The sequence below is a fragment of the Micromonospora sp. WMMD1102 genome (assembly GCF_029626265.1).
In the GTDB taxonomy this organism is placed as follows: Bacteria; Actinomycetota; Actinomycetes; order Mycobacteriales; family Micromonosporaceae; genus Plantactinospora.
The window spans coordinates 112,201-139,153 of sequence record NZ_JARUBN010000001.1 but is presented as its reverse complement, the minus strand read 5'-3'; the positions used below and the strand labels follow the sequence as shown (position 1 = coordinate 139,153).

General features: G+C 71.5%; 24 protein-coding genes. 11 read left to right on the top strand and 13 right to left on the bottom strand.

Annotated elements, in window-relative coordinates; all coding sequences use genetic code 11:
- Positions 1-111 precede the first annotated feature (111 nt).
- Positions 112-1,251, bottom strand: a complete 1,140-nt coding sequence (locus O7626_RS00840; protein ID WP_278058242.1) for a hypothetical protein — start codon at positions 1,249-1,251, stop codon at positions 112-114.
- A gap of 16 nt (positions 1,252-1,267) precedes the next feature.
- Positions 1,268-1,897 carry an MBL fold metallo-hydrolase gene (locus O7626_RS00835; RefSeq protein WP_278058241.1) on the bottom strand — a complete coding sequence of 210 codons (630 nt, stop codon included), beginning with the start codon at positions 1,895-1,897 and terminating at the stop codon, positions 1,268-1,270.
- A 113-nt stretch (positions 1,898-2,010) separates the two neighbouring features.
- Between O7626_RS00835 and O7626_RS00830 the strand changes: the two genes are divergently transcribed.
- A complete protein-coding gene (locus O7626_RS00830; RefSeq protein ID WP_278058239.1) occupies positions 2,011-3,096 on the top strand; it encodes a DUF4349 domain-containing protein in 1,086 nt (361 codons plus the stop codon).
- 191 nt (positions 3,097-3,287) lie between these two features.
- On the opposite strand, the gene O7626_RS00825 is transcribed toward O7626_RS00830, so the two are convergent.
- Positions 3,288-4,541 carry an amidohydrolase gene (locus O7626_RS00825; protein WP_278058237.1) on the bottom strand — a complete coding sequence of 418 codons (1,254 nt, stop codon included), beginning with the start codon at positions 4,539-4,541 and terminating at the stop codon, positions 3,288-3,290.
- 57 nt (positions 4,542-4,598) lie between these two features.
- On the opposite strand from O7626_RS00825, the gene O7626_RS00820 reads away from it, so the two are divergent.
- Positions 4,599-4,742, top strand: a complete 144-nt coding sequence (locus tag O7626_RS00820; protein WP_278058235.1) for a hypothetical protein — start codon at positions 4,599-4,601, stop codon at positions 4,740-4,742.
- Between the two features lie 285 nt (positions 4,743-5,027).
- Here O7626_RS00820 and O7626_RS00815 read toward each other — a convergent pair whose 3' ends face one another.
- Entirely contained in the window at positions 5,028-6,611 is a 1,584-nt protein-coding gene (locus O7626_RS00815; protein WP_278058233.1) for a methylmalonyl-CoA mutase family protein, read from the bottom strand.
- Positions 6,612-6,893: 282 nt separating this feature from the next.
- On the opposite strand from O7626_RS00815, the gene O7626_RS00810 reads away from it, so the two are divergent.
- Together O7626_RS00810 and O7626_RS00805 are read left to right on the top strand one after the other, a co-directional pair.
- A complete protein-coding gene (locus O7626_RS00810; protein WP_278058231.1) occupies positions 6,894-8,813 on the top strand; it encodes a serine/threonine-protein kinase in 1,920 nt (639 codons plus the stop codon).
- Positions 8,814-8,903: 90 nt separating this feature from the next.
- A complete protein-coding gene (locus O7626_RS00805) occupies positions 8,904-10,670 on the top strand; it encodes a phospho-sugar mutase (RefSeq protein ID WP_278058228.1) in 1,767 nt (588 codons plus the stop codon).
- Between the two features lie 42 nt (positions 10,671-10,712).
- Here O7626_RS00805 and O7626_RS00800 read toward each other — a convergent pair whose 3' ends face one another.
- Both O7626_RS00800 and upp read right to left on the bottom strand, forming a co-directional pair.
- Positions 10,713-11,390, bottom strand: coding sequence for a GPP34 family phosphoprotein (locus tag O7626_RS00800; protein ID WP_278058226.1), 678 nt, complete (start codon positions 11,388-11,390; stop codon positions 10,713-10,715).
- A gap of 100 nt (positions 11,391-11,490) precedes the next feature.
- A complete protein-coding gene (upp, locus tag O7626_RS00795; protein WP_278058224.1) occupies positions 11,491-12,123 on the bottom strand; it encodes a uracil phosphoribosyltransferase in 633 nt (210 codons plus the stop codon).
- A gap of 179 nt (positions 12,124-12,302) precedes the next feature.
- On the opposite strand from upp, the gene deoC reads away from it, so the two are divergent.
- Genes deoC through O7626_RS00775 form a run of 4 tightly spaced genes read left to right on the top strand, consistent with a single transcriptional unit; the run spans position 12,303 to position 16,436 of the window.
- Positions 12,303-13,313 carry a deoxyribose-phosphate aldolase gene (deoC, locus tag O7626_RS00790; RefSeq protein WP_278058222.1) on the top strand — a complete coding sequence of 337 codons (1,011 nt, stop codon included), beginning with the start codon at positions 12,303-12,305 and terminating at the stop codon, positions 13,311-13,313.
- Between the two features lie 2 nt (positions 13,314-13,315).
- Positions 13,316-14,767 (top strand): aldehyde dehydrogenase family protein, encoded by a 1,452-nt coding sequence (locus tag O7626_RS00785; protein WP_278058221.1) that lies wholly within the window; start codon positions 13,316-13,318, stop codon positions 14,765-14,767.
- A complete protein-coding gene (locus O7626_RS00780) occupies positions 14,760-15,584 on the top strand; it encodes an aldehyde dehydrogenase family protein (RefSeq protein WP_278058219.1) in 825 nt (274 codons plus the stop codon). Before O7626_RS00785 ends, O7626_RS00780 begins: the two co-directional genes overlap by 8 nt.
- A gap of 30 nt (positions 15,585-15,614) precedes the next feature.
- Complete coding sequence (locus tag O7626_RS00775) at positions 15,615-16,436, top strand: AAC(3) family N-acetyltransferase (RefSeq protein WP_278058217.1); 822 nt, start codon at positions 15,615-15,617, stop codon at positions 16,434-16,436.
- Positions 16,437-16,473: 37 nt separating this feature from the next.
- On the opposite strand, the gene O7626_RS00770 is transcribed toward O7626_RS00775, so the two are convergent.
- Both O7626_RS00770 and O7626_RS00765 read right to left on the bottom strand, forming a co-directional pair.
- Positions 16,474-16,782, bottom strand: coding sequence for a hypothetical protein (locus tag O7626_RS00770; RefSeq protein WP_278058215.1), 309 nt, complete (start codon positions 16,780-16,782; stop codon positions 16,474-16,476).
- Between the two features lie 494 nt (positions 16,783-17,276).
- Positions 17,277-17,465: a hypothetical protein gene (locus O7626_RS00765; RefSeq protein ID WP_278058213.1), complete on the bottom strand. Its 189-nt coding sequence runs from the start codon at positions 17,463-17,465 to the stop codon at positions 17,277-17,279.
- Positions 17,466-18,145: 680 nt separating this feature from the next.
- Here O7626_RS00765 and O7626_RS00760 point away from each other — a divergent pair.
- Positions 18,146-18,328, top strand: a complete 183-nt coding sequence (locus O7626_RS00760; RefSeq protein WP_278058211.1) for a hypothetical protein — start codon at positions 18,146-18,148, stop codon at positions 18,326-18,328.
- A gap of 35 nt (positions 18,329-18,363) precedes the next feature.
- Here the strand turns inward: O7626_RS00760 and fxsT are convergent, their stop codons facing one another.
- The 3 genes from fxsT to fsxC are packed head-to-tail and all read right to left on the bottom strand — an operon-like array spanning position 18,364 to position 23,451.
- Entirely contained in the window at positions 18,364-22,296 is a 3,933-nt protein-coding gene (gene fxsT, locus O7626_RS00755; protein WP_278058209.1) for an FxSxx-COOH system tetratricopeptide repeat protein, read from the bottom strand.
- On the bottom strand, positions 22,283-22,540 hold the full coding sequence (locus O7626_RS00750) for a hypothetical protein (RefSeq protein ID WP_278058207.1): 258 nt from the start codon (positions 22,538-22,540) through the stop codon (positions 22,283-22,285). The genes fxsT and O7626_RS00750 overlap by 14 nt, the downstream gene beginning before the upstream one ends.
- A gap of 32 nt (positions 22,541-22,572) precedes the next feature.
- Positions 22,573-23,451, bottom strand: a complete 879-nt coding sequence (gene fsxC, locus O7626_RS00745) for an FxsC protein (RefSeq protein WP_278058206.1) — start codon at positions 23,449-23,451, stop codon at positions 22,573-22,575.
- Positions 23,452-24,278: 827 nt separating this feature from the next.
- Here fsxC and O7626_RS00740 point away from each other — a divergent pair.
- Positions 24,279-24,848, top strand: a complete 570-nt coding sequence (locus O7626_RS00740; protein ID WP_278058204.1) for a TIR-like protein FxsC — start codon at positions 24,279-24,281, stop codon at positions 24,846-24,848.
- On the top strand, positions 24,833-25,177 hold the full coding sequence (locus O7626_RS00735) for a hypothetical protein (RefSeq protein WP_278058202.1): 345 nt from the start codon (positions 24,833-24,835) through the stop codon (positions 25,175-25,177). Before O7626_RS00740 ends, O7626_RS00735 begins: the two co-directional genes overlap by 16 nt.
- A gap of 87 nt (positions 25,178-25,264) precedes the next feature.
- On the opposite strand, the gene O7626_RS00730 is transcribed toward O7626_RS00735, so the two are convergent.
- On the bottom strand, positions 25,265-26,452 hold the full coding sequence (locus tag O7626_RS00730; protein ID WP_347404736.1) for an FxsB family cyclophane-forming radical SAM/SPASM peptide maturase: 1,188 nt from the start codon (positions 26,450-26,452) through the stop codon (positions 25,265-25,267).
- A 15-nt stretch (positions 26,453-26,467) separates the two neighbouring features.
- Positions 26,468-26,647 carry an FxSxx-COOH cyclophane-containing RiPP peptide gene (gene fxsA / locus O7626_RS00725; protein WP_278058199.1) on the bottom strand — a complete coding sequence of 60 codons (180 nt, stop codon included), beginning with the start codon at positions 26,645-26,647 and terminating at the stop codon, positions 26,468-26,470.
- Positions 26,648-26,953: the final 306 nt, after the last annotated feature.

Genomic DNA, 26,953 nt, shown 5'->3' with positions numbered 1-26,953 from the left:
CCGGACCTGTCCGCCACACCGGGCCGGACCTGTCCGCCACACCGGGCCGGACCTGCCCCCCACACCGGGCCGGACCTGCCCGCCACACCGGCCGGCGGTCGTCGCGCCCGGTCAGGGCGGGTCGTCGCCGTCCTCCGCCATCGCCTCGACGGCCGCCTGCACCTCGCCGGCCCGGCGCCGGGCGGCGACCGCCGTCCGCTCGGCGGCCTTGCGGGCGAGCCTGCGCCGGCCGGACTCCTGGTCGGCGGCGGCCCGCCGCCGTTCCAGTCCGGCCAGTTCGGACTCGATCGCGGCCAGCTCCGCCCCGGCGTCCCGCTCGGCCGTCACCGCCGCCGCCAGCTCCGCCTCGGCCCGCTCCTGTCGGGTACGCGCCTCGGCCAGCGCCCGGTCCAGAGTGCGCCGCCGGGCGGCCCGAGCGGACTCCTCGGCCCGAGCGGCCCGGGCGGCTGCCTGCTCGGCCGTCGAGGTGCCCTGCCCTGCACCGCCTCCTCCCGCCGCCCCGCCTCCGGTACGCCGACCGCGCGCCTGCGCCCGACCCGCCGCGCCGGCTCCGGTACGTCCACCGCCCGCCTCCGCCCGACCTTGCGCACCGGCGTTGCCAGCCTCCGCCGTCGTCACGGCCTCCCCGGCGTCGGCCAGCTCCTCGGCTTCGGCCAGCTCCCCCGCTTCGGCCAACTCCCCCGCTTCGGCCAACTCCCCGGCGACGCCGTCGACAAGCTCCCCGCCCTCCGGGCCGCCGACGATCAGCCGCAGCTGCGGTCGGGGCACCTCGCCGAAGCCGGCGTAGCTGGTCGCCCGCACCAGCCGGCCGGACCGGGCCTGCTCGGCGACCTTGACGTCGGCCAGTGCCGCGTTCAGCGTCGCCTCCACCTCGGCCAGCGGCAGCTTCCCGGCGGCCAGCCGTGGGTCCGCCTCCTCGGCGAGCGCCCGGGCCTGGCCGACGAGTGCCCCCACCACGCCCCGCCGCTGGGCGGAGAGTTCCCGCAGCCGGTCGCCGCGCAGCTCCCGCTGGGCGCCGCGGAGCGCGGCGGAGAGTTCGACCAGCTCGGCCATCAGCTCCGGCCGGCGCAGCGCCAGCAGGTTCACCAGCCAGGCCGCCACGGTCGGCTTGCGCAGCTTGCCGATCTCCCGGGCGGTGCCCGGGTCACCGGCGGCCCGGGCCGCCGCGACCGCCTCGGCGCGGGCGGCGACGAAACCGTCCGGCGGCGCGGCGTAGAGCCGCTCGACGAGTTCACGGGGCAGACCGGGCATGTCGCGGATCTCCGCTTCAGTCGACGGCGGTCCCGGGCACCAGGCGGGCGTAGTCACAGTTCGCCAGCGCGGCCATGTTCTTGTCGTAGACGGTCAGCCCGGCGTCGCCGAGCAGCCCGTCGTGCAGGGCGTACGCCCGGCGCGGGCCGACCGCCCGGACGAAGTCCACCGAGTCGGCGAGCCTGAGCCAGGGCCCGGAGATCGGCACGAACAGGGTCTCCACCTGCGCCCCCTCCGGTACGTCGAACGAGTCGCCCGGATGATAGACCGACCCGTTCAGCAGGAAGCCGAGGTTCACCACCCGGGGAATCTCCGGATGGATCTCGGCGTGCCAACCGCCGTACGCCCGCACGGCGAAGCCGGCCGCCTCGAACGAGTCGCCGGACTCGACGGTCCGGACCACTCCGCCCAGCACGTCCAGCTTGGACGCGACCTCGGGATGGGTGTGGACGGTCACCGACGGCCGCCGGTCGAGCGCGTCGGCCAGGGCGTCCACGTCGAGATGGTCGGCGTGCTCGTGGGTGATCAGGACCGCGTCCACCCCGTCCAGCGCGGCCGGCTCGGTGAGGTTACCGGGGTCGATGACCAGCACCGCTCCGTCGTCCTCCACCCGTACACACGCGTGGCCGTACTTGGTCAGTCGCATCGAGACTCCTCGGTCACCGAATCGTGATGTCCCCAGCGCAGTCTGCCGGAACCGGGGCGACTTCGCGGCGCGTCTGACCGCAACGCCGTTACGGGGACGGACGAGGAGGAGACATGAGCGCACGACTCGGGGTCACGGGGCGTCGCCGACGCCGGCTGACCGCACTGCTCGGTACGGTGCTGCTGGCAGCCGGCCTGGCGCTGGCCGGCTGCGGCGCGGACGGCGGGGACGCCACCGGCAGTTCGGCGGCGGACGCTCCGGCCGGGCAGGCGGAACGGGCCCAGCCCGGCGCGGCCGAGGCGCCACTGCTGGGCGGGGGCGAGGAGCAGGCCGGCAAGCCGGCCGGGGAACCCGAGACCGACCTCGGCGTCGGCCAGCGGGCGATCGTCTACACCGGTTCCGTCACCGTACGGGTGGAGGACGTCGAGGAGGCGTCGGCGCGGGCGGTCGGCATCGTCACCGGGGCCGGCGGTTTCCTCGGCGGCGACAACCGGCGCAGTGACGCCTCCCGGTCCGAGGCGACCCTGCAACTGCGGGTTCCGGCCGACCGGTTCGGCACCGTGGTGGACGAGATCGCCCGGCTCGGCGAGCAGTTGCGCCGGGAGGTGAAGACCGACGACGTCACCGAGGAGACACTCGACCTGGACGCCCGGATCGCCACCCAGAAGGCGCGGGTGGAGAGCGGGCGGCGGCTGCTGGCCCAGGCGAAGACCCTGTCGGAGCTGGTGATGCTGGAGGGCGAGCTGGCCAAGCGGGAGGCGGACCTGGCCTCGCTGGAGGCGAAGAAGCGCCGGCTCGCCGACCTGACGGCGCTCTCCACGATCACCGCCGTACTGCTCGGGCCGAACGCGCGGGCGCCGGAGGACGACGAGCCGGCGACCGGGTTCCTGGCGGGCCTGGAGGGCGGCTGGAAGGCGTTCGTCGCGTCGCTGCGGATCCTGCTGACCGTGCTCGGCGCGCTGCTGCCCTGGGCCGTCGGTCTGGGCGTGCCGGCGTTCCTGGTGCTCTGGCTGGTCCGCCGGCTCCGTGGCCGGCGTCGCCCACCGACCCCGCCCATTCCACCGGGTCCGCAGACCCGGCCGGGTCCGCCCACTCCGCCGGCTCCGCGTCGGGACGCTCCGGCGACCGCCGCCGGGCGGGGGCCGGGTGGCGGGCCGTCGAGCACGGTTCCGGCCCAGGCACCGGCCCCGCCCGACTGAGCCGACCACCACGGGTACGCCGGGTGCCGTCAGCACGGCACCCGGCGGCACCATCCGCGGCGCCACCATCGCGGCACCGCCGGCTTGGCCCCACGGGTACCCGTCCGCCGGACCCGAACCCGCCCGCCTCCGCCCGCCTACACGGCGGGTCAGCCGACCAGTGGCACGGCGGGTCAGCCGGCCAGCGGCGGTCAGCCGGCCAGCGCCTTGAGCGCGGTCTGCACCAGCAGCCGTACGCCGACCCCGATGGTCCGCTCGTCCACGTCGAAGGTGGCGCGGTGCAGGTCGACGTTGGCCGCCGTCCGCCCCACGCCGAGCCGGGCCAGCGCACCCGGTACGTGCTCCAGATACCAGGAGAAGTCCTCGCCGCCCATGCTCTGCGGGGTCTCGGCGATCCCGGCCGGGCCGACCGAAGCGGCGGTGGCGGCGGTCAGCACCCGGATCGCCCCGGCGTCGTTGACCACCGGCGGTCGCCCGCGCAGGTACTCGACGTCCACGGTGGCGCCGGTCGGGGCGATCACGTCCCGGACCACCTGGGCGACGATCTTCGGCGCCTGGTCCCAGGTGTCCCGGTCGAGCACCCGGAGCGTGCCGGCCGCCATCGCCTCGTTCGGGATGACGTTGTACTGCGTACCGGCCGATGCCTGGCCGAAGACCAGCAGCAGTCCGCTGTTCGCCGGCACCCGGCGGTTCACCAGTGCCGGTACCTCGGTGACCAGCCGGCCGAGCGCGTCGACCAGGTCCACCGTCAGGTGCGGCCGGGCGGTGTGGCCGCCCGGCCCGGTCAGCCGCACGGTGATGTTGTCCGCCGCCGCGGTGATCGGGCCGACCCGGAGGCCGACCTGGCCGACCGGCAGGTTCGGGTCGCAGTGCAGGGCGAAGATCTGGGTGACGTCGGTGAGCCCACCGGCCTCGATCACCTCGAGCGAGCCGCAGGGCAGGATCTCCTCGGCCGGCTGGAAGATCAGCCGTACCCGCCCGTCCAGCTCCCCCCGCTTGGCGAGCTGGGCCAGCAGCAGAGCGGCCCCGAGGACGACCGTGGTGTGCACGTCGTGACCGCAGGCGTGGCAGACGCCGTCCACCGTGGACCGGTAGGGCACGTCCTTGGCGTCACTCAGCGGCAGGGCGTCGAGGTCGGCCCGGAGCGCGACCACGGGGCCGGACGGCCGCCCGTCGATGTCGCAGATCACCCCGTTGCCCTTCGGCATCAGCCGCGGCTTCAGGCCGGCCAGTGCCAGCTCGCGGGCGATCAGGGCGGCGGTGTCGAACTCCTGGCCGGAGAGTTCCGGATGGGCGTGCAGGAACCGGCGGGTCGCGATCAGATCGGGCAGCCGGACGCCGAGCATCCGGTCGAGCCCGGCGGGCAGGGGTTCGGCCCCGGGCGGCGTCTCGGATTCCGACGACGCCGGCCGGCTGCCGGTCGGCAGTTGCAACGCACTCGTCACGTCGAATTCTCGATCACTGTGGATGGGATGGGACTCGGACAGCCTAGACCGCCGACGGTGACGCTGCGCAACCTCGTTCTGGTAGTGATCAGACAGCACAGCGTCACGAAAGCCCTGGTAGAAGCGCTCGGCAACATGCGGAACGCGACCTACGCTGCCGTCAGACCCCGCCATCTGTGCCACACCTCCTACAACGCGTGACGGTTTCACCGGTCACGATCTAGCTCGGCAGCAACATCGCCTGCCCGGTTTGTCGAGTTGTCCGACGGTCCTCGGGCGGGCAACGGTGTAGCACCACCGGGTGGGGTGGCGGGGGTCCCCAGGGTGACAGTCGGCGTCAAACGGACCGCGCACAGGTTGTCCGTCATGGCACCGAAAGGGGCCGCTTACCTCCTGATACCCGCAACCCCCGCACTCCCATGCAAGGAAGGGCCCCCTTTTATCGCTTTCGGTGGTAGAGGGGGCCCTTCCTAACAGATCGGGTGGTCAGAACCGGTCGGTCGGCCGGTAGGTGCCCCATACCTCGCGCAGCACGCCGCAAACCTCGCCGACCGTGGCCCGGGCCCGCAGCGCGTCCTTCATCGGATAGAGCACGTTCCCGGTACCCGTGGCGACCGTGCGGAGGGCGGCGAGGGCCCGCTCGACGGCGGCGGCGTCCCGGTCGGCCCGCAGCCGGGCCAGCCGGTCGCGCTGGGCCGCCTCGATCGCCGGGTCGACCCGGAGCGGCTGGTACGGCTCCTCGTCGTCGACGGTGAACCGGTTGACCCCGACCACCACCCGGTCACCGGACTCGATCTCCTGGGCCACCCGGTACGCCGAAGCCTCGATCTCGCGCTTCTGGAAGCCCGCCTCGATCGCCTCCACCGCCGAGCCGTACCCGGCGACCCGGGCCATCAGCTCGCGCACCCCGGCCTCGATCTCGTCGGTCATCGACTCCACCACGTACGAGCCGGCGAACGGGTCGACGGTGGCGGTCAGGTCGGTCTCGTACGCCAGCACCTGCTGGGTACGCAGCGCCAGCCGGGCCGCCTTCTCGGTGGGCAGCGCGATCGCCTCGTCGAAGCTGTTGGTGTGCAGCGACTGGGTGCCGCCGAGCACCGCGGCCAGCCCCTGCACGGCGACCCGGACCAGGTTCACCTCCGGCTGCTGGGCGGTGAGCTGCACCCCGGCGGTCTGGGTGTGGAAGCGCAGCATCAGCGACTTCGGGTTGCTGGCGCCGAACTCGTCGCGCATCAGGTTGGCCCAGATCCGCCGGGCGGCCCGGAACTTCGCCACCTCCTCGAGCAGGGTGGTCCGGGCCACGAAGAAGAACGACAGCCGGGGCGCGAAGTCGTCCACGGCGAGGCCGGCGGCGAGCGCCGCGCGGACGTACTCGACGCCGTTGGCCAGGGTGAAGGCGATCTCCTGCACCGGGGTCGCCCCGGCCTCCGCCATGTGGTAGCCGGAGATCGAGATGGTGTTCCACCTCGGCACCTCCTTACGGCAGTAGGCGAAGGTGTCGGCGACCAGCCGCAGCGACGGCTTGGGCGGGAAGATGTACGTCCCCCGGGCGATGTACTCCTTCAGGATGTCGTTCTGGATCGTCCCGTTCAGCGCCGGGCCGGCCACCCCGGACTCCTCGGCCACGAGTTGGTAGAGCAGCAGCAGCACCGAGCCAGGGGCGTTGATGGTCATCGAGGTGGAGACCCGGTCCAGCGGGATGCCGGCGAAGAGGGTCCGCATGTCGTCGACGGAGTCGATCGCCACCCCGACCTTGCCGACCTCGCCGTGCGCGATCGGGTGGTCCGAGTCGTAGCCCATCTGGGTGGGCAGGTCGAAGGCGACCGAGAGGCCCATGGTGCCGGCGGCGAGGAGCTGGTGGTAGCGCGCGTTGGACTCGGTGGCGGTGCCGAAGCCGGCGTACTGCCGCATGGTCCACGGTCGCGAGGTGTACATCGTCGGGTAGACGCCCCGGGCGTACGGGAAGTCGCCGGGCGCGCCGAGCCGGTCGTCCAGACCTTCCGGTACGTCGGCGGCGTCGTAGACCGCCCTGATCGGGAAACCCGACTCGCTCGACCGACCTTCACTCATGACCGGCATGGTAGAACGATCCGCCGACCAGGCTGAGCCGGGCCGAACGACCCGGCACCGGCGGCTGGCGAACCGCTACCGGCGGGCTGGCGAACCGGCGCCGGCCGGCTGGTGAGCGGATCGGCACGCCCCGTCCACTTATCCGAACGTTCGGTGAGAGGACCGACACGTACGGTCGAGTTCTCGCCAACTCCGGCGGTTGTCTTTCCCTTCTGCGGTCGGAACCCGCAATATAGGGGGGTTCTGTCCTGTGCCCCCTCGATTCTCTTCGGTGGCTTTTCTGTGACTCAGATCCCGACGTGGAGTGGCGGACCGGCCAATCCCACCAACGGACGTGCGGCACCCGGCATCACCATCGGCGGCCGGTACTCGTTGCGGGCTGCGGTCGGCCACGGCGGCATGGGCACGGTGTGGCGGGCGGCCGACACCCTGCTGCGTCGCGACGTGGCGGTCAAGGAGGTCGTACTCCCGCCGGGGCTGGCCCCCAGCGACCGCGACGCGATGTACGAGCGCACGCTGCGCGAGGCGCGGGCCGCGGCGGCCCTTCAGCACCCGGCGGTGGTGCAGGTCTACGACGTGGTCACCGAGGGCGGCCGGCCGTGGATCGTGATGGAGCTGCTTGACGCGCGCAGCCTCGCCGACATGGTGATCGAGGACGGCCCGCTCGCACCGCGGGCCGTCGCCAAGATCGGCATCGCCCTGCTCGGCGCGCTGGAGGTGGCACACGCGATCGGCGTGCTGCACCGCGACGTCAAGCCGGCGAACGTGCTGATCTGCTCCGACGGCCGGTGCGTGCTCACCGACTTCGGGGTGGCCCGGATGCCGACCGATGTCCAGCTCACCACCCCGGGCATGGTGCTCGGCTCGCCGCACTTCATCTCGCCCGAGCGGGCCATGGGCCAGGACTTCGGCCCGCCCAGCGACCTCTTCTCGCTCGGCGTCACCCTCTACACCGCCGTCGAGGGGCGACCGCCGTTCGACAAGGGCGACCCGATCGAGACCATGCACGCGGTGGTGGAGGACCCGCCCGCCCCGCCGGTCCGGTCCGGGGCGCTGACCCGGGTGCTGCTCGGCCTGCTGGAGAAGGACCCGGCCCGCCGGCTCGACGTGACCGCCTCGCGCACCATGCTCCGCGAGCTGCTGGCCGGCCCGCTGGCCAGCAACGCCGCCGGGCACCTGGTCACCGACCCGTACGCGGTGGTGCCGAGCCAGCGCTCGCCGTGGCAGCAGCCCGCCGACGCCTCCCAGTCGCCGACGGCGGCCGGAGCCCAGCCGGGCCGGTCCACCCGGCCGCCGGCCAACGGCGAAATCGGCGGTTCGGCCATGCTCGCCCCGGGCGAGTCCCTGACCGAGCGGATCGCCCGGAGTTCCCGCGACGCCGCCAGCTCCAACCGGGCCCCGGCGGCCGGCGCCAACCCGCTGGAGACCCCGACCGGGGCGATGCCGGGCGCGGCCGGCCGGCGCGGCGGGCCGCTCAACACGCCGACCGGTGCGATGCCCGGAACCGGCGGGCGGGGTACGGTGCACACCGCCCGGGGTGGCGGCGTGGGTCGCGGCCTGGACGGCGCCCGCCAGGCCGGCGACTCGGTGCTGCGCACCGTCAAGGGCTGGCCGCGCCGGACCCAGCTCGCCGTGGCCGGCGGGGTGGCCGCGGTGCTGCTGATCGGCATCGTCGCGTTCTCGCTGGGCGGCGGCGAGGACCCGGCCGACACACCTCCGCCGCAGGCCGCACCGACCAGCGAGGCGCCGGTGAAGGCCGCGTTCGCCACCCAGCCGCACAGCGCGAAGGGTGTCTCGGTGAACGTCCCGAAGAACTGGAAGAAGAGCGGGGCCGGGGTCTACACCGACTACACCGATCCGGAGGACAGCGGCCGGCGGGTCCGGATCCTGGTGGAGGACGGCCGGACTCCGATGGGCTTCATGCGGGTCGCCGAGGGCGGCCTGAAGAAGAACGGCAGCAGCTGCAAGAAGCCGTACGCCCAGGTGGCGCTCCAGGAGACCGAGATCGGTGGCAAGCCGGCCGCCGAGCTGGAGTACACCTGCGGCGAGGGTTCCGGCAAGCGGCACGGGGTGTGGCGGGCGATCACGGAGGACGGCAAGGCGTACTCCTTCTACCTGACCACCCCGGACGACCGGTTCGAGGAGAGCAAGCCGATCTTCGACGAGATGGTCAGGTCCTTCCGGCTCACCAGCGCCGGCTGACGCCCGCCCACCCGCCCGCCCACCGGGCCGGCGCGCGTCGGGCGGGGGCCGGGCTGCGTCCGGGTGCGGCTGGCGTGCTATCACAGTCCGATGGCGGCGAAACCGAACCAGCCGGACGTATCCCCGGACCAGGTAACCCCGGACGGGCCCCCCGACGAGCCTGCCGGCTCCCCCGGCGCCCCGGGCGGGTCCCCGGACGAGTTGGCCCGGCTGCGGGCCCGGGCCCAGGCGTGGCTGGACGACGACCCCGACCCGGCGACCCGGGAGGAGCTGCGGGGGGTGCTCGACCGGCTGCCGGCCAGCGCCGCCGAACTGGCCGACCGGTTCGCCGGGCCGCTCACCTTCGGCACCGCCGGGCTGCGCGGGCCGCTGCGGGCCGGCCCGAACGGGATGAACCTGGCCGTGGTCACCGCCGCGGCGGCCGGGCTGGTCGGCTGGCTCGCCGCCCGCGCCGCGTCCGGCCCGCTGGTGATCGGGTACGACGCCCGGCACGGCTCGAAGGAGTTCGCCGAGCGGACCGCCCGGGTGGCCACCGGCGCGGGGCGGCCGGCCCTGCTGCTGCCCCGGCCGCTGCCCACCCCGGTGCTGGCGTACGCGGTCCGGGCCCTCGGCGCGGTCGCCGGGGTGATGGTCACCGCCAGCCACAACCCGCCGCAGGACAACGGCTACAAGGTCTACCTGGGCGCCGCCACCGGTGGGCCGCTCGGCGCGGGCGCGCAGATCGTGCCCCCGGTCGACGCCGAGATCGAGGCGGCGATCCGCGCGGTCGGGTCACTTGCGACGGTGCCGCTGGGCGCACCAGGTGACGTGCTCGGCGACGACGTGGTGGCCGGGTACGTCCGGGTCACCGCCGGGGTGATCCCGCCGGCCGGGCCGCGCGGGCTGACCGTGGCGTACACCCCGCTGCACGGGGTGGGTGCCGCCGTGCTCACCTCGGTCTTCGCCCGGGCCGGCTTCCCCGTGCCGGGGATCGTGGCCGAGCAGGCCGAGCCGGACCCGAACTTCCCCACCGTGTCGTTCCCGAACCCGGAGGAGCCGGGCGCCACCGACAGGCTGCTCGCGCTGGCCCGGGAGGTCGGCGCGGACCTCGCCCTGGCCAACGACCCGGACGCCGACCGGTGCGCGGTGGCCATCCCCGACCGGGTACGCGGCTGGCGGATGCTGCACGGCGACGAGCTGGGCGTCCTCCTCGCCGACCATCTGATCCGGCGGGGCCGTACCGGGCTGTACGCGAGCACGATCGTCTCGTCGTCCCTGCTGCGGGCGCTGTGCGAGGCGCGCGGCGTGCCGTACGGCGAGACGCTCACCGGGTTCAAGTGGATCGTCCGGGCCACCGCCGAGTCCGGGGACGCCGAGCTGGTCTACGGCTACGAGGAGGCGCTCGGCTACTGCGTCGCCCCCGACCAGGTGCGGGACAAGGACGGGATCAGCGCCGCGCTCACCGTCGCCGAGCTGGCGGCGGAGCTGAAGGCGCAGGGGCGGACCGTCGCCGACCGGCTGGACGAGTTGGCCGGCGAGTTCGGGGTGCACCTGACCGACCAGCTCTCGGTCCGGGTCGACGACCTGCGCGAGATCGAGAACGCGATGACCTACATCCGGAGCAGGACTCCGGCGACGCTGCTCGACGAACCGGTCCGCTCGGTCCGGGACCTGACTCCGGCGGCGGACGTACTGATCCTGCGTACCGACACCGCCCGGGTGGTGGTCCGGCCGTCCGGTACCGAGCCGAAGCTGAAGGCGTACCTGGAGGTGGTGGAGCCGGTGGTCGACGGCGACGTGCCGGCCGCCCGGGAGCGCGCCGCCGCCTCGGTGCGGGCGCTGCGCACCGAGACTGCCGCCGCCCTCGGCATCTGGTAGCCGTCGGGCGCGGGTTGCCCGGGGCGGCGCCCTCGGTGGCCGTCAGGCGCGGCTGCCCAGGGCGGCGTCGATGGCCCGGGAGAGCGCGGCGATCACCAGCGCCACCGAGGGGCGGATGGTCGATCCCTCCAGGCTGCCGTCGTCGGTGAACCCGGCACCCCGGGCGATCTCCGCCAGCCGGTTCCGGGCGTCCTCGGCGGCCGGCCCGGTCAGCCCGAGACTGGGCTGTACCCGGATCGCCGCCATCACCGCGGCCAGCGCGGCGGTCCGCTCGTCGGGTACGGCCTCGCCGGTGAGCGCGGCTGCCAGCCGGGTCCGGATCTCCGCCTCGACCGACGGGTCGAGCACCGGGTAACGGTGCACGTGGATGTAGCCGAGTTCGGTCTCGTCCACGTCGCTGATCACGCCCCGGGTGCAGAGGTCGCCGAGAATCCGGTCGCGTAGCCCGTGCCGGAGCCGCTGCACCCAGGAGGCCGGCGTGTGCGGGGTGTCGGCCGCGATCCGGGCGAGCACGTCGTCGGCGATCGGGTCACCGGTCGGCGTGGGGTCGGTGGCCACGATCGAACCGTCGGAGAAGGCGACCCGGCCGGCGAGGGCGAGATCGACCAGCACGGCGGCGGCCATGCCCAGGTCGAGTCCGATCCGGGAACCGGTCGCCTTGCCGGATTTGTCGTCGTAGCCGAGCAGCAGCAACTCCTCGGCCAACCCAACACCTGTCATGGCCCGGAACGGTAGCCGTTCCGCGCCAGCCGCGCATGCGTCCCGGCCGGATCGTTCGGAGCCGGTTCGGGACCGGTCAGCCGAACCGGCTCCGTGAAGGTCAGAACCGGGGCATGCCGCCGAACTGCCGGTCGCCGGCGTCGCCGAGCCCGGGGACGATGAACATCCGGCCGTTGAGCCGCTCGTCGATCGCGGCGGTGACCAGTCGCAGCGGCAGCCCGGAGCGGTCCAGCCGCTCGATCCCGGCCGGGGCGGCGAGCACGCAGAGCACGGTGATGTCGGTGCAGCCCCGGTCGGCGAGCAGCCGGCAGCAGTGCTCCAGCGAGCCGCCGGTGGCCAGCATCGGGTCGAGCACCAGCACCGGGCGGCCGGCCAGGTCGGTCGGCAGCGACTCCATGTAGGCGCGCGGCTCGTAGGTGTGCTCGTCCCGGGCCAGCCCGACGAAGCCCATCGACGACTCGGGCAGCAGGCCGAGCGCGGAGTCGGCCATGCCCAGCCCGGCCCGGAGCACGGGTACCAGCAGCGGCGGGTTGGCCAGCCGGATGCCCTGGGTCGGCGCCACCGGGGTGTCGATCGGGAACTGTTCGACCGGCAGCGAGCGCGCGGCCTCGTACACCAGCATGGTGGTGAGTTCGTGCAGCGCGGCGCGGAACGACGCCGAGTCGGTCCGGGCGTCGCGCATCACGGTCAGCCGCGTCTGGGCCACGGGATGGTCAACCACGAGTACGTCCACGGTCGCTCAACCTACCGGTAACCTCGGGGCGGATCTTCGCCTGGTCACCGGGTCCGCGGTACCCGCCGCGCCGGGACCCCGCCACCCGACGGCGGCCCGCCCGGTCGCCCCGGTGGCGGCGGCCACCCGGTTACTATGGCCAAGATCACAGGCGGGCACCGGTGCGTAGACTTGCCGGCATGACGGCGACAACGGCGTCGGCGCGGCCCGACCTGTCCGGTACGGGGCGTTCCGACCTGTCCGAGGTGGGGCGTTCCGAGGCGACTCTGCGAACCTTCCTGCACGGCCTGCCCGGGGTGGACCAGGTCGGCGCGGAGCAGCGGGCGGCGATGCTCGGCACCCGCTCGATCAAGACCACCTCGAAGGCCTGGGCGATCGACCTGGCGATCCGGATGGTCGACCTGACCACGCTGGAGGGCGCCGACACCCCCGGCAAGGTGCGCGCGCTGGCCGCCAAGGCGCTGCGCCCGGACCCGGCCGACCCGTCCTGCCCGCCGGTCGGCGCCGTCTGCGTCTATCCGACGATGGTCCCGGTGGCCGCCGCCGCGCTCTGGGGTGCGTCCACCCGGCCGGCCGGCGAGGCGGGCCGGGTGCACCTGGCCAGCGTCGCCACGGCGTTCCCGTCCGGGCAGGCACCGCTGGAGGTGCGGCTCGCGGACACCCGCTCGGCGGTGGCCGGCGGGGCGGACGAGATCGACATGGTGATCAACCGGGGTGCCTTCCTCTCCGGCCGCTACCAGGAGGTCCACGACGAGATCGTCGCGGTGAAGGCGGCCTGCGGGGACGCCCACCTCAAGGTCATCCTGGAGACCGGGGAGCTGGCCACCTACGACAACGTCCGGCGGGCCTCCTGGCTGGCGATGCTGGCCGGCGCCGACTTCATCAAGACCTCCACCGGCAAGGTGCCGGTCGCCGCGACCCTGCCGGTCACCCTGGTGATGCTGGAGGCGGTCCGGGACTTCCGGGACGCCACCGGGCGCCAGGTCGGGGTCAAGCCGGCCGGCGGCATCAAGACCACCAAGGACGCGATCAAATACCTGGTACTTGTCAACGAGACCGCCGGGGCGGACTGGCTCGACCCGGACTGGTTCCGGTTCGGCGCCTCCAGCCTGCTCAACGACCTGCTGATGCAGCGCACCAAGCTGACCACCGGCGTCTACTCCGGCCCCGACTACTTCACCCTGGACTGAGCATGTTCGAATACGCCCCTGCGCCGGAGTCGCGCGCCGTGGTGGACCTGAAGCCGTCGTACGGACTGTTCATCGGCGGCGAGTTCGTCGATGGCGAGGGTCTCAACGTCGAGCCCGGTGGCGGCGGAGTCCTGAAGTCGATCAATCCGTCCACCGAGGAAGTGCTGGCCGAGGTGACCTCGGCCAGCACCGGTGACGTGGACCGGGCGGTGCGGGCGGCGCGCCGGGCGTACGACGAGGTCTGGGGGCCGATGCCGGGCCGGGACCGGGCCAAGTACCTGTTCCGGATCGCCCGGATCGTCCAGGAGCGCTCCCGCGAGCTGGCCGTACTGGAGTCACTGGACAACGGCAAGCCGATCCGGGAGTCCCGGGACGTCGACCTGCCGCTGGTGGCCGCGCACTTCTTCTACTACGCCGGCTGGGCCGACAAACTCGGGTACGCCGGCTTCGGCCCCGCCCCGCGCCCGCTCGGCGTCGCCGGCCAGGTCATCCCGTGGAACTTCCCGCTGCTGATGCTGGCCTGGAAGATCGCCCCGGCGCTGGCCGCCGGCAACACGGTGGTGCTCAAGCCGGCCGAGACCACCCCGCTGAGCGCGCTGCTCTTCGCCGAGATCTGCCAGCAGGCCGACCTGCCGCCCGGGGTGGTCAACATCGTCACCGGGGCCGGCGAGACCGGCCGGGCGCTGGTCGAGCACGACGGGATCGACAAGGTCGCCTTCACCGGCTCCACCGAGGTCGGCCGGCAGATCGCCCGCTCGGTGGCCGGCAGCCGCAAGAAGCTGACCCTGGAACTGGGCGGCAAGGCCGCCAACATCGTCTTCGACGACGCACCGGTCGACCAGGCCGTCGAGGGCATCGTCAACGGCATCTTCTTCAACCAGGGCCACGTCTGCTGCGCCGGCTCCCGGCTGCTGGTCCAGGAATCGGTGTACGACGAGGTGCTCGCCTCGCTCAAGCGCCGGATGGCCCGGCTGCGGGTCGGCGACCCGCTGGACAAGAACACCGACATCGGCGCGATCAACTCGGCCGCCCAACTGGACCGGATCCGGACCCTCACCGAGATCGGCGCGGCGGAGGGGGCCGAGCGCTGGTCCCCGCCGTGCGAGCTGCCGGACCAGGGCTTCTGGTTCGCCCCGACCATCTTCACCGGGGTCAGCCAGGCGCACCGGATCGCCCGGGAGGAGATCTTCGGGCCGGTGCTCTCGGTGCTCACCTTCCGTACCCCGGCCGAGGCGGTGGAGAAGGCGAACAACACGCCGTACGGTCTCTCGGCGGGGATCTGGACCGACAAGGGTTCCCGGATCCTCTGGATGGCCGACCGGCTGCGCGCCGGGGTGGTCTGGGCCAACACGTTCAACAAGTTCGACCCCACCTCGCCGTTCGGCGGCTACAAGGAGTCGGGCTACGGCCGGGAGGGTGGCCGTCAGGGGCTGGAGGCGTACCTCGATGTCTGAGCGGGTGGCGGTACGCAAGACGTACAAGCTCTTCATCGGCGGGAAGTTCCCGCGCAGCGAGTCGGGGCGGTCGTATCCGGTGCAGAACTCCAACGTGGCACTCGCCTCCCGCAAGGACGTCCGGGACGCCGTACTGGCGGCGCGGGCGGCGGTCAAGGGCTGGTCGGGTGCGACCGCGTACAACCGGGGGCAGATCCTCTACCGGGTCGCCGAGATGCTGGAGGGGCGGCGGGACCAGTTCGTCGGCCTCGGCGTGCCGGCCGGCGAGGTGGACGAGGCGATCGACCGGTGGGTCTGGTACGCCGGCTGGGCCGACAAGCTGACCCAGATTTACGGCAACGCCAACCCGGTCGCCGGCCCGTACTTCAACCTCTCCGCACCCGAGCCGACCGGCGTGGTCGGGGTGGTCGCCCCGGCCGAGCCGGCCCTGCTCGGGCTGGTCAGCGTGGTGGCACCGGCGATCGTCACCGGCAACACCGTGGTGGTGCTGGTCGCCGAGGCGAGCCCGCTGCCCGCGATCACCCTCTCCGAGGTGCTGGCCACCTCCGACCTGCCCGGTGGGGTGGTCAACCTGCTCACCGGCCGGCCGGCCGAGACCGCGCCCTGGCTGGCCGGGCACATGGACGTGAACGCGCTGGACCTGACCGGGGTCGCCGACCCGGACCTCGCCGCCGAGTTGGAGCGGGCCGCGGCCGGCAACCTCAAGCGGGTACTCCGGCCGCCCGCCGGTCCGGTCGACTGGGCCGCCGATCCGGGCATCGGCCGGATGACCGCGTTGCTGGAGACCAAGACGGTCTGGCACCCGAAGGGGATCTGACCGGCACCGTTTCTGGCACACTCCCGTCGCATGGGTGAGGCGGAGCCACAGACCCGGAGCAGTCTCGTCCGGGACCTGCGCGCGCTCGGCCTGGCGGCCGGCAGCACGGTCCTGTTGCACGCCTCGCTGCGGGCCCTCGGCTGGGTCTGCGGAGGTGCTCCGACGGTGGTCCGGGCGCTGCTCGACGTCCTGGGCGAGGGCGGCACGCTCGTCGTGCCGGCGTTCAGCCGGGACAACCGCGATCCGTCCCGCTGGTCGCACGTCCGGGTCCCCGAGTCCTGGTGGCCGACGATCCGGGCCGAGCTGCCGGCGTTCGACCCTGCCGTCACCCCGTGCCGGGAACTGGGGCTGATCGCCGAGACGGTCCGCACCTGGCCCGGTGCCGCGCGCAGCGGCCATCCACAGACCTCGTTCGCCGCGGTCGGCGCCCGGGCGGCGGAACTGACCGCCCGGCATCCGATCACCTCCGAGATCGGTCCGGAGTCGCCGCTCGGCGCCGTCGAGTCGGTCGGTGGCGAGACGCTGCTGCTCGGCGTCGGGTACGACCGGTGCACCGCGTTCCATCTGGCGGAGTACCGGCTGCCGGGGCTGGGGCGTCGGACGAACCGCTGCGTGGTGACGACTCCGGAGGGCCGGCGGGAGTGGATCAGCTACCCGGCGGCGGTACTGGACGACCGCGATTTCGCCGAACTGGGCAAGGATTTCGAATCGCTGTCGACAGGTACGGTCCGGACCGGCGGGGTGGGTGCTGGAGCGGCCCGGCTCTTCCCCGTCGCCGCTGCCGTGACGTACGCGGAGAGCTGGCTTCCCCGACACCGACAGACGTCGGAGTGCGGCCGGTCTCCCGGATGACAGCGGCGCGCCGACAGACCGAGCGGAGATCAAGGAACTACGCTCGGGACCCGTGCGAACGGCGCCAGGGACGTCGCAGGACGGGCGTGTGCAGGACAAGCAGCTTCGACGCCATGGGCTGACCATCGAGCAGTTCACCGCGCTCGCGCACGGCGGCGGCAGACCGGGTGATCTCGCGGTGCTCACCGCCAGCCAGCGCTCGAAGCGCACGGTGCAACTGCTGGCCATCGCACAACGCGCGGCACAGCTCGGCGGCGTTGTCGGTGCCGCTGTGGAGCAGGCGATGCGACTGCTGGTTGCGGCGGGTTCGGCCCGCCCGGATGTCGTCCGGACGATCCTGGCCCACCCGTACCTGGACGCCTGGGCAGGTGCCTGCCTTCGACAACTGGCGCCGACCGGTGACGGCCGCGCCGACCGGCAGACCTTGGCAGACCTCGGCTATCTGACCGCGCTGGCCGCGGCCGCGGGGGCAAGGGCAGGGTTGTCCTTCGAGCTCACGCTCCCCGTCCGGGACGGCGTGGTACTGCTTCCCACGTTGGGGACGGCGGTGGGACTGGACGGGGACCGGGTAGGCGTGACCGGCGAGCCGACCACGCTGACCTTCACCGGCAAGGGCCGGCACGTCGTCGTGCCCAGCCCCTTCACCCGGCAGTCCAGCCGCTGGGCTCCGTACCGGTCGATGCGGGTCGGCCGGGGGCACCGGGTGGCGATCGAGGACGTCGACCCGTACCGGAACTGCCACCAGTGGCAACCGGCGGCCCGGCTGGACGGGCCGGCGGCACGGCGGTTCACCCGGTTGTGTCGCGAGGCATGGTCGATTCTCGGCGCCGACTATCCCGACTACGCCGGCGGGATGCGCGAGGCGCTCCGCTCTCTCGTGCCACTCGTGCCCTCGGACGAGGGTACGAGCCAGGGAGCGCCGTCGTTCCAGGCGTACGGGTCGCTGGCCGTCACCACGAACTGCCCACCCGAGGCGCTGGCCCTCTCGCTGATCCACGAGTTCCAGCACATGAAACTGGTCGCGGTCATCGACCTTCTTGAGTTGTACCGACCGGGCGGCGCGGCCCGTTTCTTCGCTCCATGGCGTTCCGACCCTCGTCCCATCTCCGCGCTGCTGCACGGCGCCGACGCACATGTCGGGGTCTGCGACTTCTGGCGGCGCCGGCGCCTGATCTCGACCGACCCGGACGGCCTCCGGACCGCCCACTTCGAGTTCGCACTCTGGCGCCGACTCACGCTGCTCGCCGTGCACAGCCTGCTGGCCTCGGGTGAGCTGACCGAACTCGGCACCCGGTTCGTCACACTGTTGCGCGAGCGCCTGGACGGCTGGGGCGGGGAACCGCTGCCGTTGGAGATCGACCGGGCCGCCGCCGACGCCGCGCTCGCGTACGTCGTGCGGTGGCGACTGCTGAACGCCGGGCCGGACCCGTCCCGTCTCGCCAATCTGGCCGACGCACCTCGGCCAGCCTGGCTGGCCCCCTCGACCGATCCGAGCACCCTGCTGTCGTCCGGGGCGCCACCAGCGTTTCCGGCGCCGAGCACGGCCGAGCCGGCCATCGTCACCCTGATCCGGTCCCACCTCACGATGGCTCCGACCCTCGGCGCCGAAGCTCCCCCCGCAGCTACCAGGCCAGCGGACGTCGCCTACCTCGACGGCCGGTACGACGAGGCCGTGACCGCGTACGCGGCCGATCTCCGCCCCGACGACCTTGGACTGTTGGGTCGGGCTCGCCGTGGCGCTGGCTCGCGCTCAGGGCGGTACGACGGGCGCTTCGAAGGCCCTCACCGAGCACCCCGAGTTGGTCAGCGGGTTGTTCCTGACCTCGACCGGCGAGGTCGATCCGGTGCACGTCGCGGGCTGGCTGGCCATGGCGCTACCCCTGAGCCCCTGACCCGTCGACGTCCTGCCACCCGACGGTCGCAACTCCTAGCTCGGTTCGAGCTCGATATCGATGTTGGTGCGCTGGCCGTCACGGATCGCGGCGGTGCTGGGATGCTCCTCGCCGAGGACCCGACGGGACAGTTCGAGCGCCTTGTGGAGCTGCCGTCGGCCGTCGTGCACGGCACCGGTCTCCCGGAGACTGACCGCGAGGTTGGCCGTTGCCGCGATCGTCGTCGGATGCTTCCCGCCCAACCGCTCCACCAGTTTGCTCTGAGTGCGCTCATCGAGCCGTCGGGCATCCGCGGCGTCGCCGGTGGCGAACCGCACGTTGGCCATGTTGAGCCGACAGGCCAGGGTGTAGGGGTGGTCTTCCGAGAGACGGTCTGTGAACCGCTCGGCGGCGTCCGCCAGGATCGGCAGCGCGGCTGCGGCATCTCCGGCCCGGAGCAGGAAGATACCGAGGTCATTCTCGGCGCCCAGGGTGAGCGGGTGGTCCGGTCCCGACTTCTCGTGGAAGTAGGTCACCGCCTCTCGCGCCTGCTGCTGCGCCGCGACGTGCTCGCCGAGTGCGGACCGGAGACAGGCGGACTCGAGCAGACACTGCTTGGTCTCCGGGTGGCGCTCGCCGAGCACCTGGTGTGATCGGCGCAGGGTGTCGTCGAGCAGCGCGACGGCGTCCTGTGGCTGGCCCATCTGGCGGATCGTCACCGCCAGGCTCCTGGCTGCCCAGAGGGTCACCTTGTCGTCGTCGCCGAGCACGCTCCGGCACTCCTCCAGCGCCTTCGTCAGCGTTTCGCGGGACGCGGCAAGGTCGCCCAGTGCCCGGAGGTCGCGACCGTAGGCAACCGCCGAGTGCAACGTCCGCCTGTCCCGCCCGCCGTGCACCTTTCGCCGACGACGCAGGGTGTCCGCGTCGATCCGGGCCGCCTCGCCGTAGTTCCCGAGTAACCGTTCCGACCACGCCACGTTGTTCGCGGCACCCAGTGTCCGGAAGAAGTCGTCGCCGTAGGCGCTCCGCCAGCGAGCCCAACTCGTCCGGTTCCGCTCCGCCGCCTCCGTGTACTCGCCCGCGGCGTTCAGGTCGGCGGCGAGTCCGCCCGCCGCTTCGAGCGTGTAGAAGTGGTCGGGGCCCACCAAGCCCTCGAGCCGGGGCAGCACGTCCCGGCTGATCGCGAACGATTCCTGGAAACGGCCGGCGTTCCGCACCACGTTGGCGAGTTGGACGCGCAGGCGCAGCGCCAGGGCGTCCTCCACCTCGAACATCGTCGACCACTGCTTCAGGGTCGCCTCGGCCAACTCCTCGCTGCCGGCCAGGTCTCCGCGCAGCCAGAGGTAGCGCACCATGTCGAGGACCAGCTGTCGCGTCGCGTCGTCCTGGGACTCCAGCGCGCCGGAAGGCTCGAGATGGGGGCGCAGCTCCTCGTAGGTCGACCAGTTCTCCTGGTCGTCCACCCCACCCTGCCTCGCGGCCGACGTGGCCGCGAGGATCTCCTGCACCTGCACCCGACTCTCCGCCCTCGCCTCGACGCTCATCGCGTCCCTGATCACCGCTTGTACCAGCCGGTGAACCCGAATCGCGTTGATTGTTGGATCAACCCGGGCAAGCGCATACCGACCGATATCCTGGATCAGCGATCCGTGCAGCAGCGGGTCCCGCATCGCCCGGTCGACCTTGGCCAACTCTTCGACCATCCGGGGCGTCTGGAGCAGCCAGGTCGGGATCGGCTCGGGGGAGAAGAACGAGAAGAGTTCCAGCAGCCGGGCGGCTGCGGGCCGGCTCTCCCGCAGCCGTTGCAGCGACAGGTTCCAGGCGACCGCCGCCGAGGTCGGATAGCCCTGGGGCGGCTTCTCCGCCAACATCTCGGGCAGCCGGGTGTCCAGTAGCCGCAGGTAGTTCCGCACCGGCATTGCCGTGGTGGCCAACCAGGCCGCCGCCTGCTCCACCACCAACGGAAGATCGCCCAGTCGCTCGGCCACCGCGTCGGCGTCGCTCGGCACCATCGTCTCGACTCGCCGGGAGATCAGCTCGACGCTCTCGGTCCGCTCGAAGACCCCGATCTCCAGGTACTCGGCAACGTGTGTCCAGCTCTGGTTGCGGGTGGTGACGATGACGTCTCCGGGGCCGTCGGGCAGGAACTCCCGGAGTTGCTCCGGCTCTTCCGGGTTGTCGAAGATGATCAGCCATCGAGGGAACAGGTCGCCCTGCCGTAACGCCTGGAGAACGGCGTCGACCTGCTCGTTCACGGTCGGCCCGGACTGTAGCTTGAGCTGTCCGGCAAGTTTGGCCAGCTCGGTCCGGACGATTTGTGGCTGGTCCGCCGAGATCCACCAGACGATCTCGTAGTAGGCGGCGAACCGGTGTGCGTACTCCAGGGCGATCTGGGTCTTGCCGACGCCGCCCAGACCGAGCAACGCCAGGGGCTGTGCCGTCGGATGCCGGTGCAGCCGGTTCCGCAGGGTTTCCAGGATGGCGGCCCGGCCGGTGAACGCCGGGTTCCGAGCCGGTACCCGCCAGACCGGGGGCAGCGCCGCCGGGAACCGCGGCCAGGTCTGGCCACCACTCCCGGGACCGGGTGACGACGGCACCTCCACCAGGTCGAGGGCCGTCAGGAGAGTGTCCCGGGCCCGCGTCGCCGACACCCCGTGCAGGTCCACCACGTCCCGCTCCTCGAACACCGGCGGGGTGGGGGTGGTGTCCAACCTAATCGGGACGATAAATCGACCAGGGCCGTTGTGCTCCCTCTCGTGTCCGCGCCGCCACAGCCGCGTCGCGTCGCGGGAACGCGCGTACTCCTGGGAGAGCAGCACCAGCATCCGGTCGGCCCGGCCGACCTCGTCCACCGACAGGTGTTGCTCGACCAGCCGGCTGGGGATGCTGACCCGGTTCAACTCGGCCGCGATCCACTCGGCCCAGATGCGGTCCCGCAGGACGTAACTGATCACGACCTCGCCCGGCGTCAGTGGGGTACGGCGTTCGAAGTCGGCCAGCCAACGCAGCCGGTTGGCCTCCGGGATCAGGATCGGCAGCTCGATTGGCGAGCCGATCACCATCCCGGCCAGTCGCTCGTACGCGGCCAGCAGCGTCCCCTCCTGGCGGGGCCGATCACCGAACGCGGCGAGGATTTCCTCGTAGGCGTAGTAGACCTTGTAGGGGATCTCGACGGAGCCCCAGTACTTGTCGACGTTCTGCCGTTCCAGCGCCCGGACGAAGGGTTCGAACTGCTGCCGGGCGTGCGTACGGCTGCGTTCCAGCTTGACCTGCTCGCCGTCCTCCACCCGACTCGGTACCGGGTAGATCTGGACCGGTCGGCCCCGCCGGTGGTTGCGGATCGACCGGGCCACCGAGACCGCACCCTGGATGCTCTGGGTGCTCATGGTGAAGCAGTTGACCAGCACGTCCGGCAGCACCACGGTGCAGATGCCGGCGGTGTCGCTGAGCCCGGTCCGACTGTCGATCAGGATGTAGTCGTAGTTGGCTCGGAGGTCCTTGCGAAACGCGTCCAGGAAGACCGCGCCGCCGAGACGGTCGTAGAAGTCGTCCCAGTTGAAGGTGCTGACCCGGGCCGAGTACTCGGGGCCCTGCCGTCCCGCCGGCACCAGGTCGATCCCGCCGTCGTTCGGGAAGGGGAACTCCAGCGAGCTGGCGTAGCGCTGGACCCGGGCCAGTTCGGACACCTCGGCCGAATCCAGCACCCCCGAGCCGTCCTCAGCCGGCCGCGTCGCCGCCTTGGCGTACTCACGGACCAGGTCGATCACGCCGTGCGAGTCGCGCAGCTCCTTGTCGACCAAGAACGGATGGAAGTAGCGGTGCAGGCCGGGAGACTCCAGGTCCCAGTCGATGGCTAACACTCGGTAGCCGTTACTGGCCAACAGCCAGGCGACGTTGGCCAACGCCATCGTCCGGCCCGTGCCACCTTTGTACGAATAGAAGGTGATGATCCGGCCGGTTGACTGCTGACCGTCCTCAGGGTTGTTCATGATCATCACCCCACCAGGTATGTAGCGCGACGCCAGGGTTCTCGACCGGCCCCTTTGCGTCGCAGCGTTGCTGGTCCTCAGCAACCTTCGAACTGAAAATCAGCCAGGGTTGAAGAACAATTCCGGCGAGTGGATGGAACTTGCCTGCCACCCGCCGCGGATCGGACCGGGCTTCGGCGTTCGGGTCGAACTCGGGCAGCCGGAGATTCTCCGCCACGATCTCCGTGATCAGTGGGTCGAGCACGCGGGCAAACCGCTCGGAGTTCCGACCGTCCATTACGGACCCCGCAGGATTGGACGTTCGACAGGATCGTTCCGGGCAGGTCGGCGGAACACCCGGCCGTTGCTGAAGATACGATTCTGTGCCTCCTCCAGCGCCGCCACAAGGTCAGCTTCGAAGGCCTCCGGGCTGTCGATTTCGGTACGGACAAGCTGGTCCTCACGCGCCAGTCTGTGCGGTAGCATCCGCACCAGTCCTGCCCGGAGTTCCCCGCCGTGCCGGACCGTTTCCGCATCGGCCAGGCTGGCCGGCGCCAGCACCGCGACACTCGGATCGGAGCGACGGTCGAATTCGGCGAGTATCCGCTGATAGGACACGAGGCGTGTGATCCATGCGTCGACCAGCAGCACGACGATCTCGTTGTTGCGGCGCGCTCGGTCGAGCCGGTTTGATAGATCGACGAGATCGGCCACGTCGGACCCGAAGAGGCGGTCGGCCGCGAGTGCGCAGGCGTGCGCGACCAGCGGCTCCGGCAGCACCGGACGGTAAGCGGCCCAATCTCTTCCCCGGTCGCCGTAGAATCGGAGATCCTCTCGAATGCCGCCCATCTCGGTCCGGCTGCCCGCCGCTACGATGAAGTGCACCCGCTGGCTGACCGTGCCAGCAAGATCCTTCCGGATTGGTGTCTGAACGCTCGACTCGTGCCCGGTCCGGCCGGAGGGCCCGACTGCGGTGTACCCGAAGGCGTTCGGCACCTTGGCCAGGTCGAAGTTCGGACTGCTCGGTGGGATCCGGTGCTCTTCGACGGTACTCGCGATCTGGCCGGCCAGTACGGCGAGCAGCGCCTCGTAGCGCGGCCGGTGACTGCGTAGCCGGATCAACTGCCGGACGGGCTCGCTGTTGGTCTTGACGATTTCACTGTCGGCCCAGAGCACGGAGAGCAGCGCCGGAGCACGCCGTCCGGTCTCCTTCTCGTACTGCCGGAGGCGCTCCGCGAAGAGCCCCCACTGCCGCCCACACCGCTCGCTGAGGAAGTATCGCGGCGAGCAGAGGGCGACGAATACCTGACAGCTGGTCAGCGCGTCGCGAGCCGCCGTCGACCAGGGCGAACGACCGCCACTCTCCACCGACTCGACGAATCCGACGTCGCTGTCCACGCCCGAGAGCTCTCGGACCCTGATCGACAGGTCGTGGAAGAAGCGGATCGCGTAGCTGTCGTCGTCACCCACAGCACGACTGAGGAAGAACTGTGTCAACAGCTCCTCCTCGGACAGGGTGGTTCATCTTGTCGGGTTTCCTAGATCATTTTGCCGCGAAGCCGCGCCAACGCAGCGGGTTCCATTCTGGACTTACCAGCGGCACGACCGCAACACGCGATACAACCAGGCCGGGGTAACCGGCGGGTAGGCGCAGGTGGCACCGGACCGAAGGATTCTTGATCCAAGTCGCACCTCCCGGGTGGCTCCGGCCGCGTGACCGGAAGCCGCAACCTCCTTGCTACCGCACGGTCGCCACCAGAGACAGGCACGAGAGCCCCCGATCAACTGAGTACCGAGAATGTGAATCACCCCAGGTCAGCGCGGGCACATTAGGATCATGACGAGCGCACCGATTTATCCCGTTCCCCATCACTACGCATTCGTCCAGCGGGCAGGCATGATGTCTGGTGCGGATGTACGCGTGACGCGTTCAGATCCGCATCCCTAACTAACCCTCACAACGGCAGGACGGGGGGTCGCTCGGGTGACCGCGGAGCAGGCCGGTGTCCCGCACCGTCTGCACCTCTTTTCTCAGCTACGCACGCAGCGACGACGACCCCTACGTGGAGGGGTTCTACCGTGACCTCTGCGCTGAGGTCCGGGTCCGGGCGGGGATGGCAAGCAACGCCGAGGTGGGATTTTTCGACAAGAACAGCATTGAGATCGGCGCCACCTGGTCGGCTACGTTGGTGGATGCCCTGGTCAACGCGTCTTCGTTCGTGGCCCTCTTTTCGCCCCGGTATTTCGCAAGCGGACCGTGCGGCCGCGAATGGCAGATCTTCGCGGACCGCGTGGGGCGGCACGAGGCGACCGGCGGCGCCCGCTCGGCGGCGCTGCTCCCCGTCCTCTGGTTGCCGCCGCGGCACGTCCCGGAGGTGGTCCAGGCGGTGCAGTACGACCGGGACGTGTTCAGCGAGGCCTACCGGCGGGACGGGCTGCGCCAGCTTGTGCGGTTGCGCCGCAACGAGGACGAGTACATCGAAGCCGTCAGCATCCTCGCCAACCGCATCGTGGACAACGCCACCACGAACGCGCTGCCACGACCGCCCACTCCCACGTGCGGTCCGGGTTGAACGAAGACCATCCGTACACCCTGCAATGTTCGGTGATCGCGGCGAATGTCCGGTTCGCCGCCGGCGACCCCGCTGCGGCGCTCACGACCGAGCGGCAGGTGTACGACGCGATGGGCCGCATCTTCCGCGAGATGCACCCGGATCTGCTGACAGCCGGGTGCAATCTGGCCGCGAGCCGGACCGCGCTGGGGGACGTCGACGGGCTGGTGGAGTTCCGGGCCGATCTGCTGGCACGGGCCAGTCAGAGTGTCGGCCGGGAACATCCCCTGACCGCCGCGATACTCGCGCGAGGTCGATCGGAATGCGAGTTCGATCTGCTCCAGTTCTGAGAGCCGGCAATTGACCGTGCCAAGAGCCTGGGGCCGATGGTCCTGGGAGCGTGCGGTCGACATCTCCGGGAGCGTGCGTCCGGTCGATCAGTCGGCGCCCGGACGACGCAGCGCCGAGAGTTCCGCGTTCAGCCGGGCGCGGATGTGCAGGATCAGGCGGGTCAGGTCCGGGCAGTACACCGACGGGTTGTCGAATCCGTTTCCGGCGCGGTAGCGATGGGCGTACAGGCCGCCGCCGCATACCCGGACGATCAGGCAGGACCGACAGGACGGCGCGAGCCCGGCCAGACCAGACTGCCGGGCGCTGATACCCGGCTGTTCGATCGCCTCGTCGAAGGAGGCCGAGGCCACGTGCAGGCCGGTGGCCGCCATGCCCTCCTCGGTGGTCTTCAGCGCGTCGCCCTGCTCGATCGCCCCGTCCGTCTCCACGGTGATCAGGTCGCTCGGGCTCAGCCCCACGACCTCGCTGCCGCTGCGCCCACCCAACAGCAGGTCGACAATGGACTCGAACAGCCGGATGCCGGTCCGTTGCGGCCGGGTGGCGTACCAGTCGTCGAAGATCCGGACGAGCCAATCGGCGTACGGAGCGTCGGTGGTGTCGGTTCGCCGGCCCGGCGGTGGCGTGGTCCAGTTGCCGTGCGGCAGCAGGAAGTCCAGCCGGGGCGGGTGGAAGGCGAGCAGGCTCCGATACACCTCGATCGGATCGTTCTCCAGGTTGACGGTGCACAGGATCCCGCCGTACAGGTGGCGGTGGCGCTCCTGGTGCAGCCGGCGCAGCGCTCGCGCGACCGCCCGGTGGCTCCCCTGGCCACCGGCGAAGACCCGGTGCCGGTCGTTCGCCACCGCCGGACCGTCCAGACTGACACCGACCCGGATGTCGTGCTCTGCGAACATGTCGAGGAACGCCTCGTCCAGCAGCACCCCGTTGGTCTGGATCCGCAGGTCCACTGCGGTACTGGCCGGGACGGTGGCCCGCAGGACGCGGGCGGCGTGGTCGAGGAGGTCCGGGCCGGCCAGCAACGGCTCGCCACCGTGGAAGATCACGGTGATGCGAGCGAGTTCGTGCCGCCGGGCGTGTTCCGCGATCCGCCTCGCCGCCATCTCGACCACCGGTCGGGACATGACCTTCGGCCGGCTCCGCCAGGTCTGGTCGACGTGCTGGTAGACGTAGCAGTAGTCGCAGGCCAGATTGCAGCGGCTATGGACCTTGAGCAACACCTGCCGAACCGGCGTACCGACAACCCTGTCGGAATCGACCGCACTGTTCCAGCTCACCTTGCCAGCAGCGCGTCAGATGTAGTTGTTGAACGCTGCCACGGTGTCCTGGGGGTGCCGCTGGGCCGCATCGATGACCCTCCGGATCGAGTTGGCCAGGACGGTCTCGTCCTCGTCGAGCAGCAGCACCTGAGCCAACGGGACATCCTCAAGATCGACCAGGTGCCCCTCGACATCGGGTCCGACTCTCTTCATGCCGCACTCGTCCTCCGCCGCGAAATCATTAGACAGAGATTACCGTGCGCGGCGATGCCAGCGGCTAGATCGTCAACCGGCGCCAACAGGTCCGGGCAGCCGGGGATCACACCGCTCTGCCGGATCGTGTTCTCGTGGCTGAGCAGCGCCACATGGGGCCGGTCCGCAGCGTGAAGTCCAACCCAACTTGTCCACGACGCATCGACCGTCACCCGCGTCACTCTTCCGGCGTCACCGTCAGGGCCGTCCGACGAAAGCCGGCGGCTAGACGCGGTGTGGACGGGACCGACGAGGTCGGCAACTATA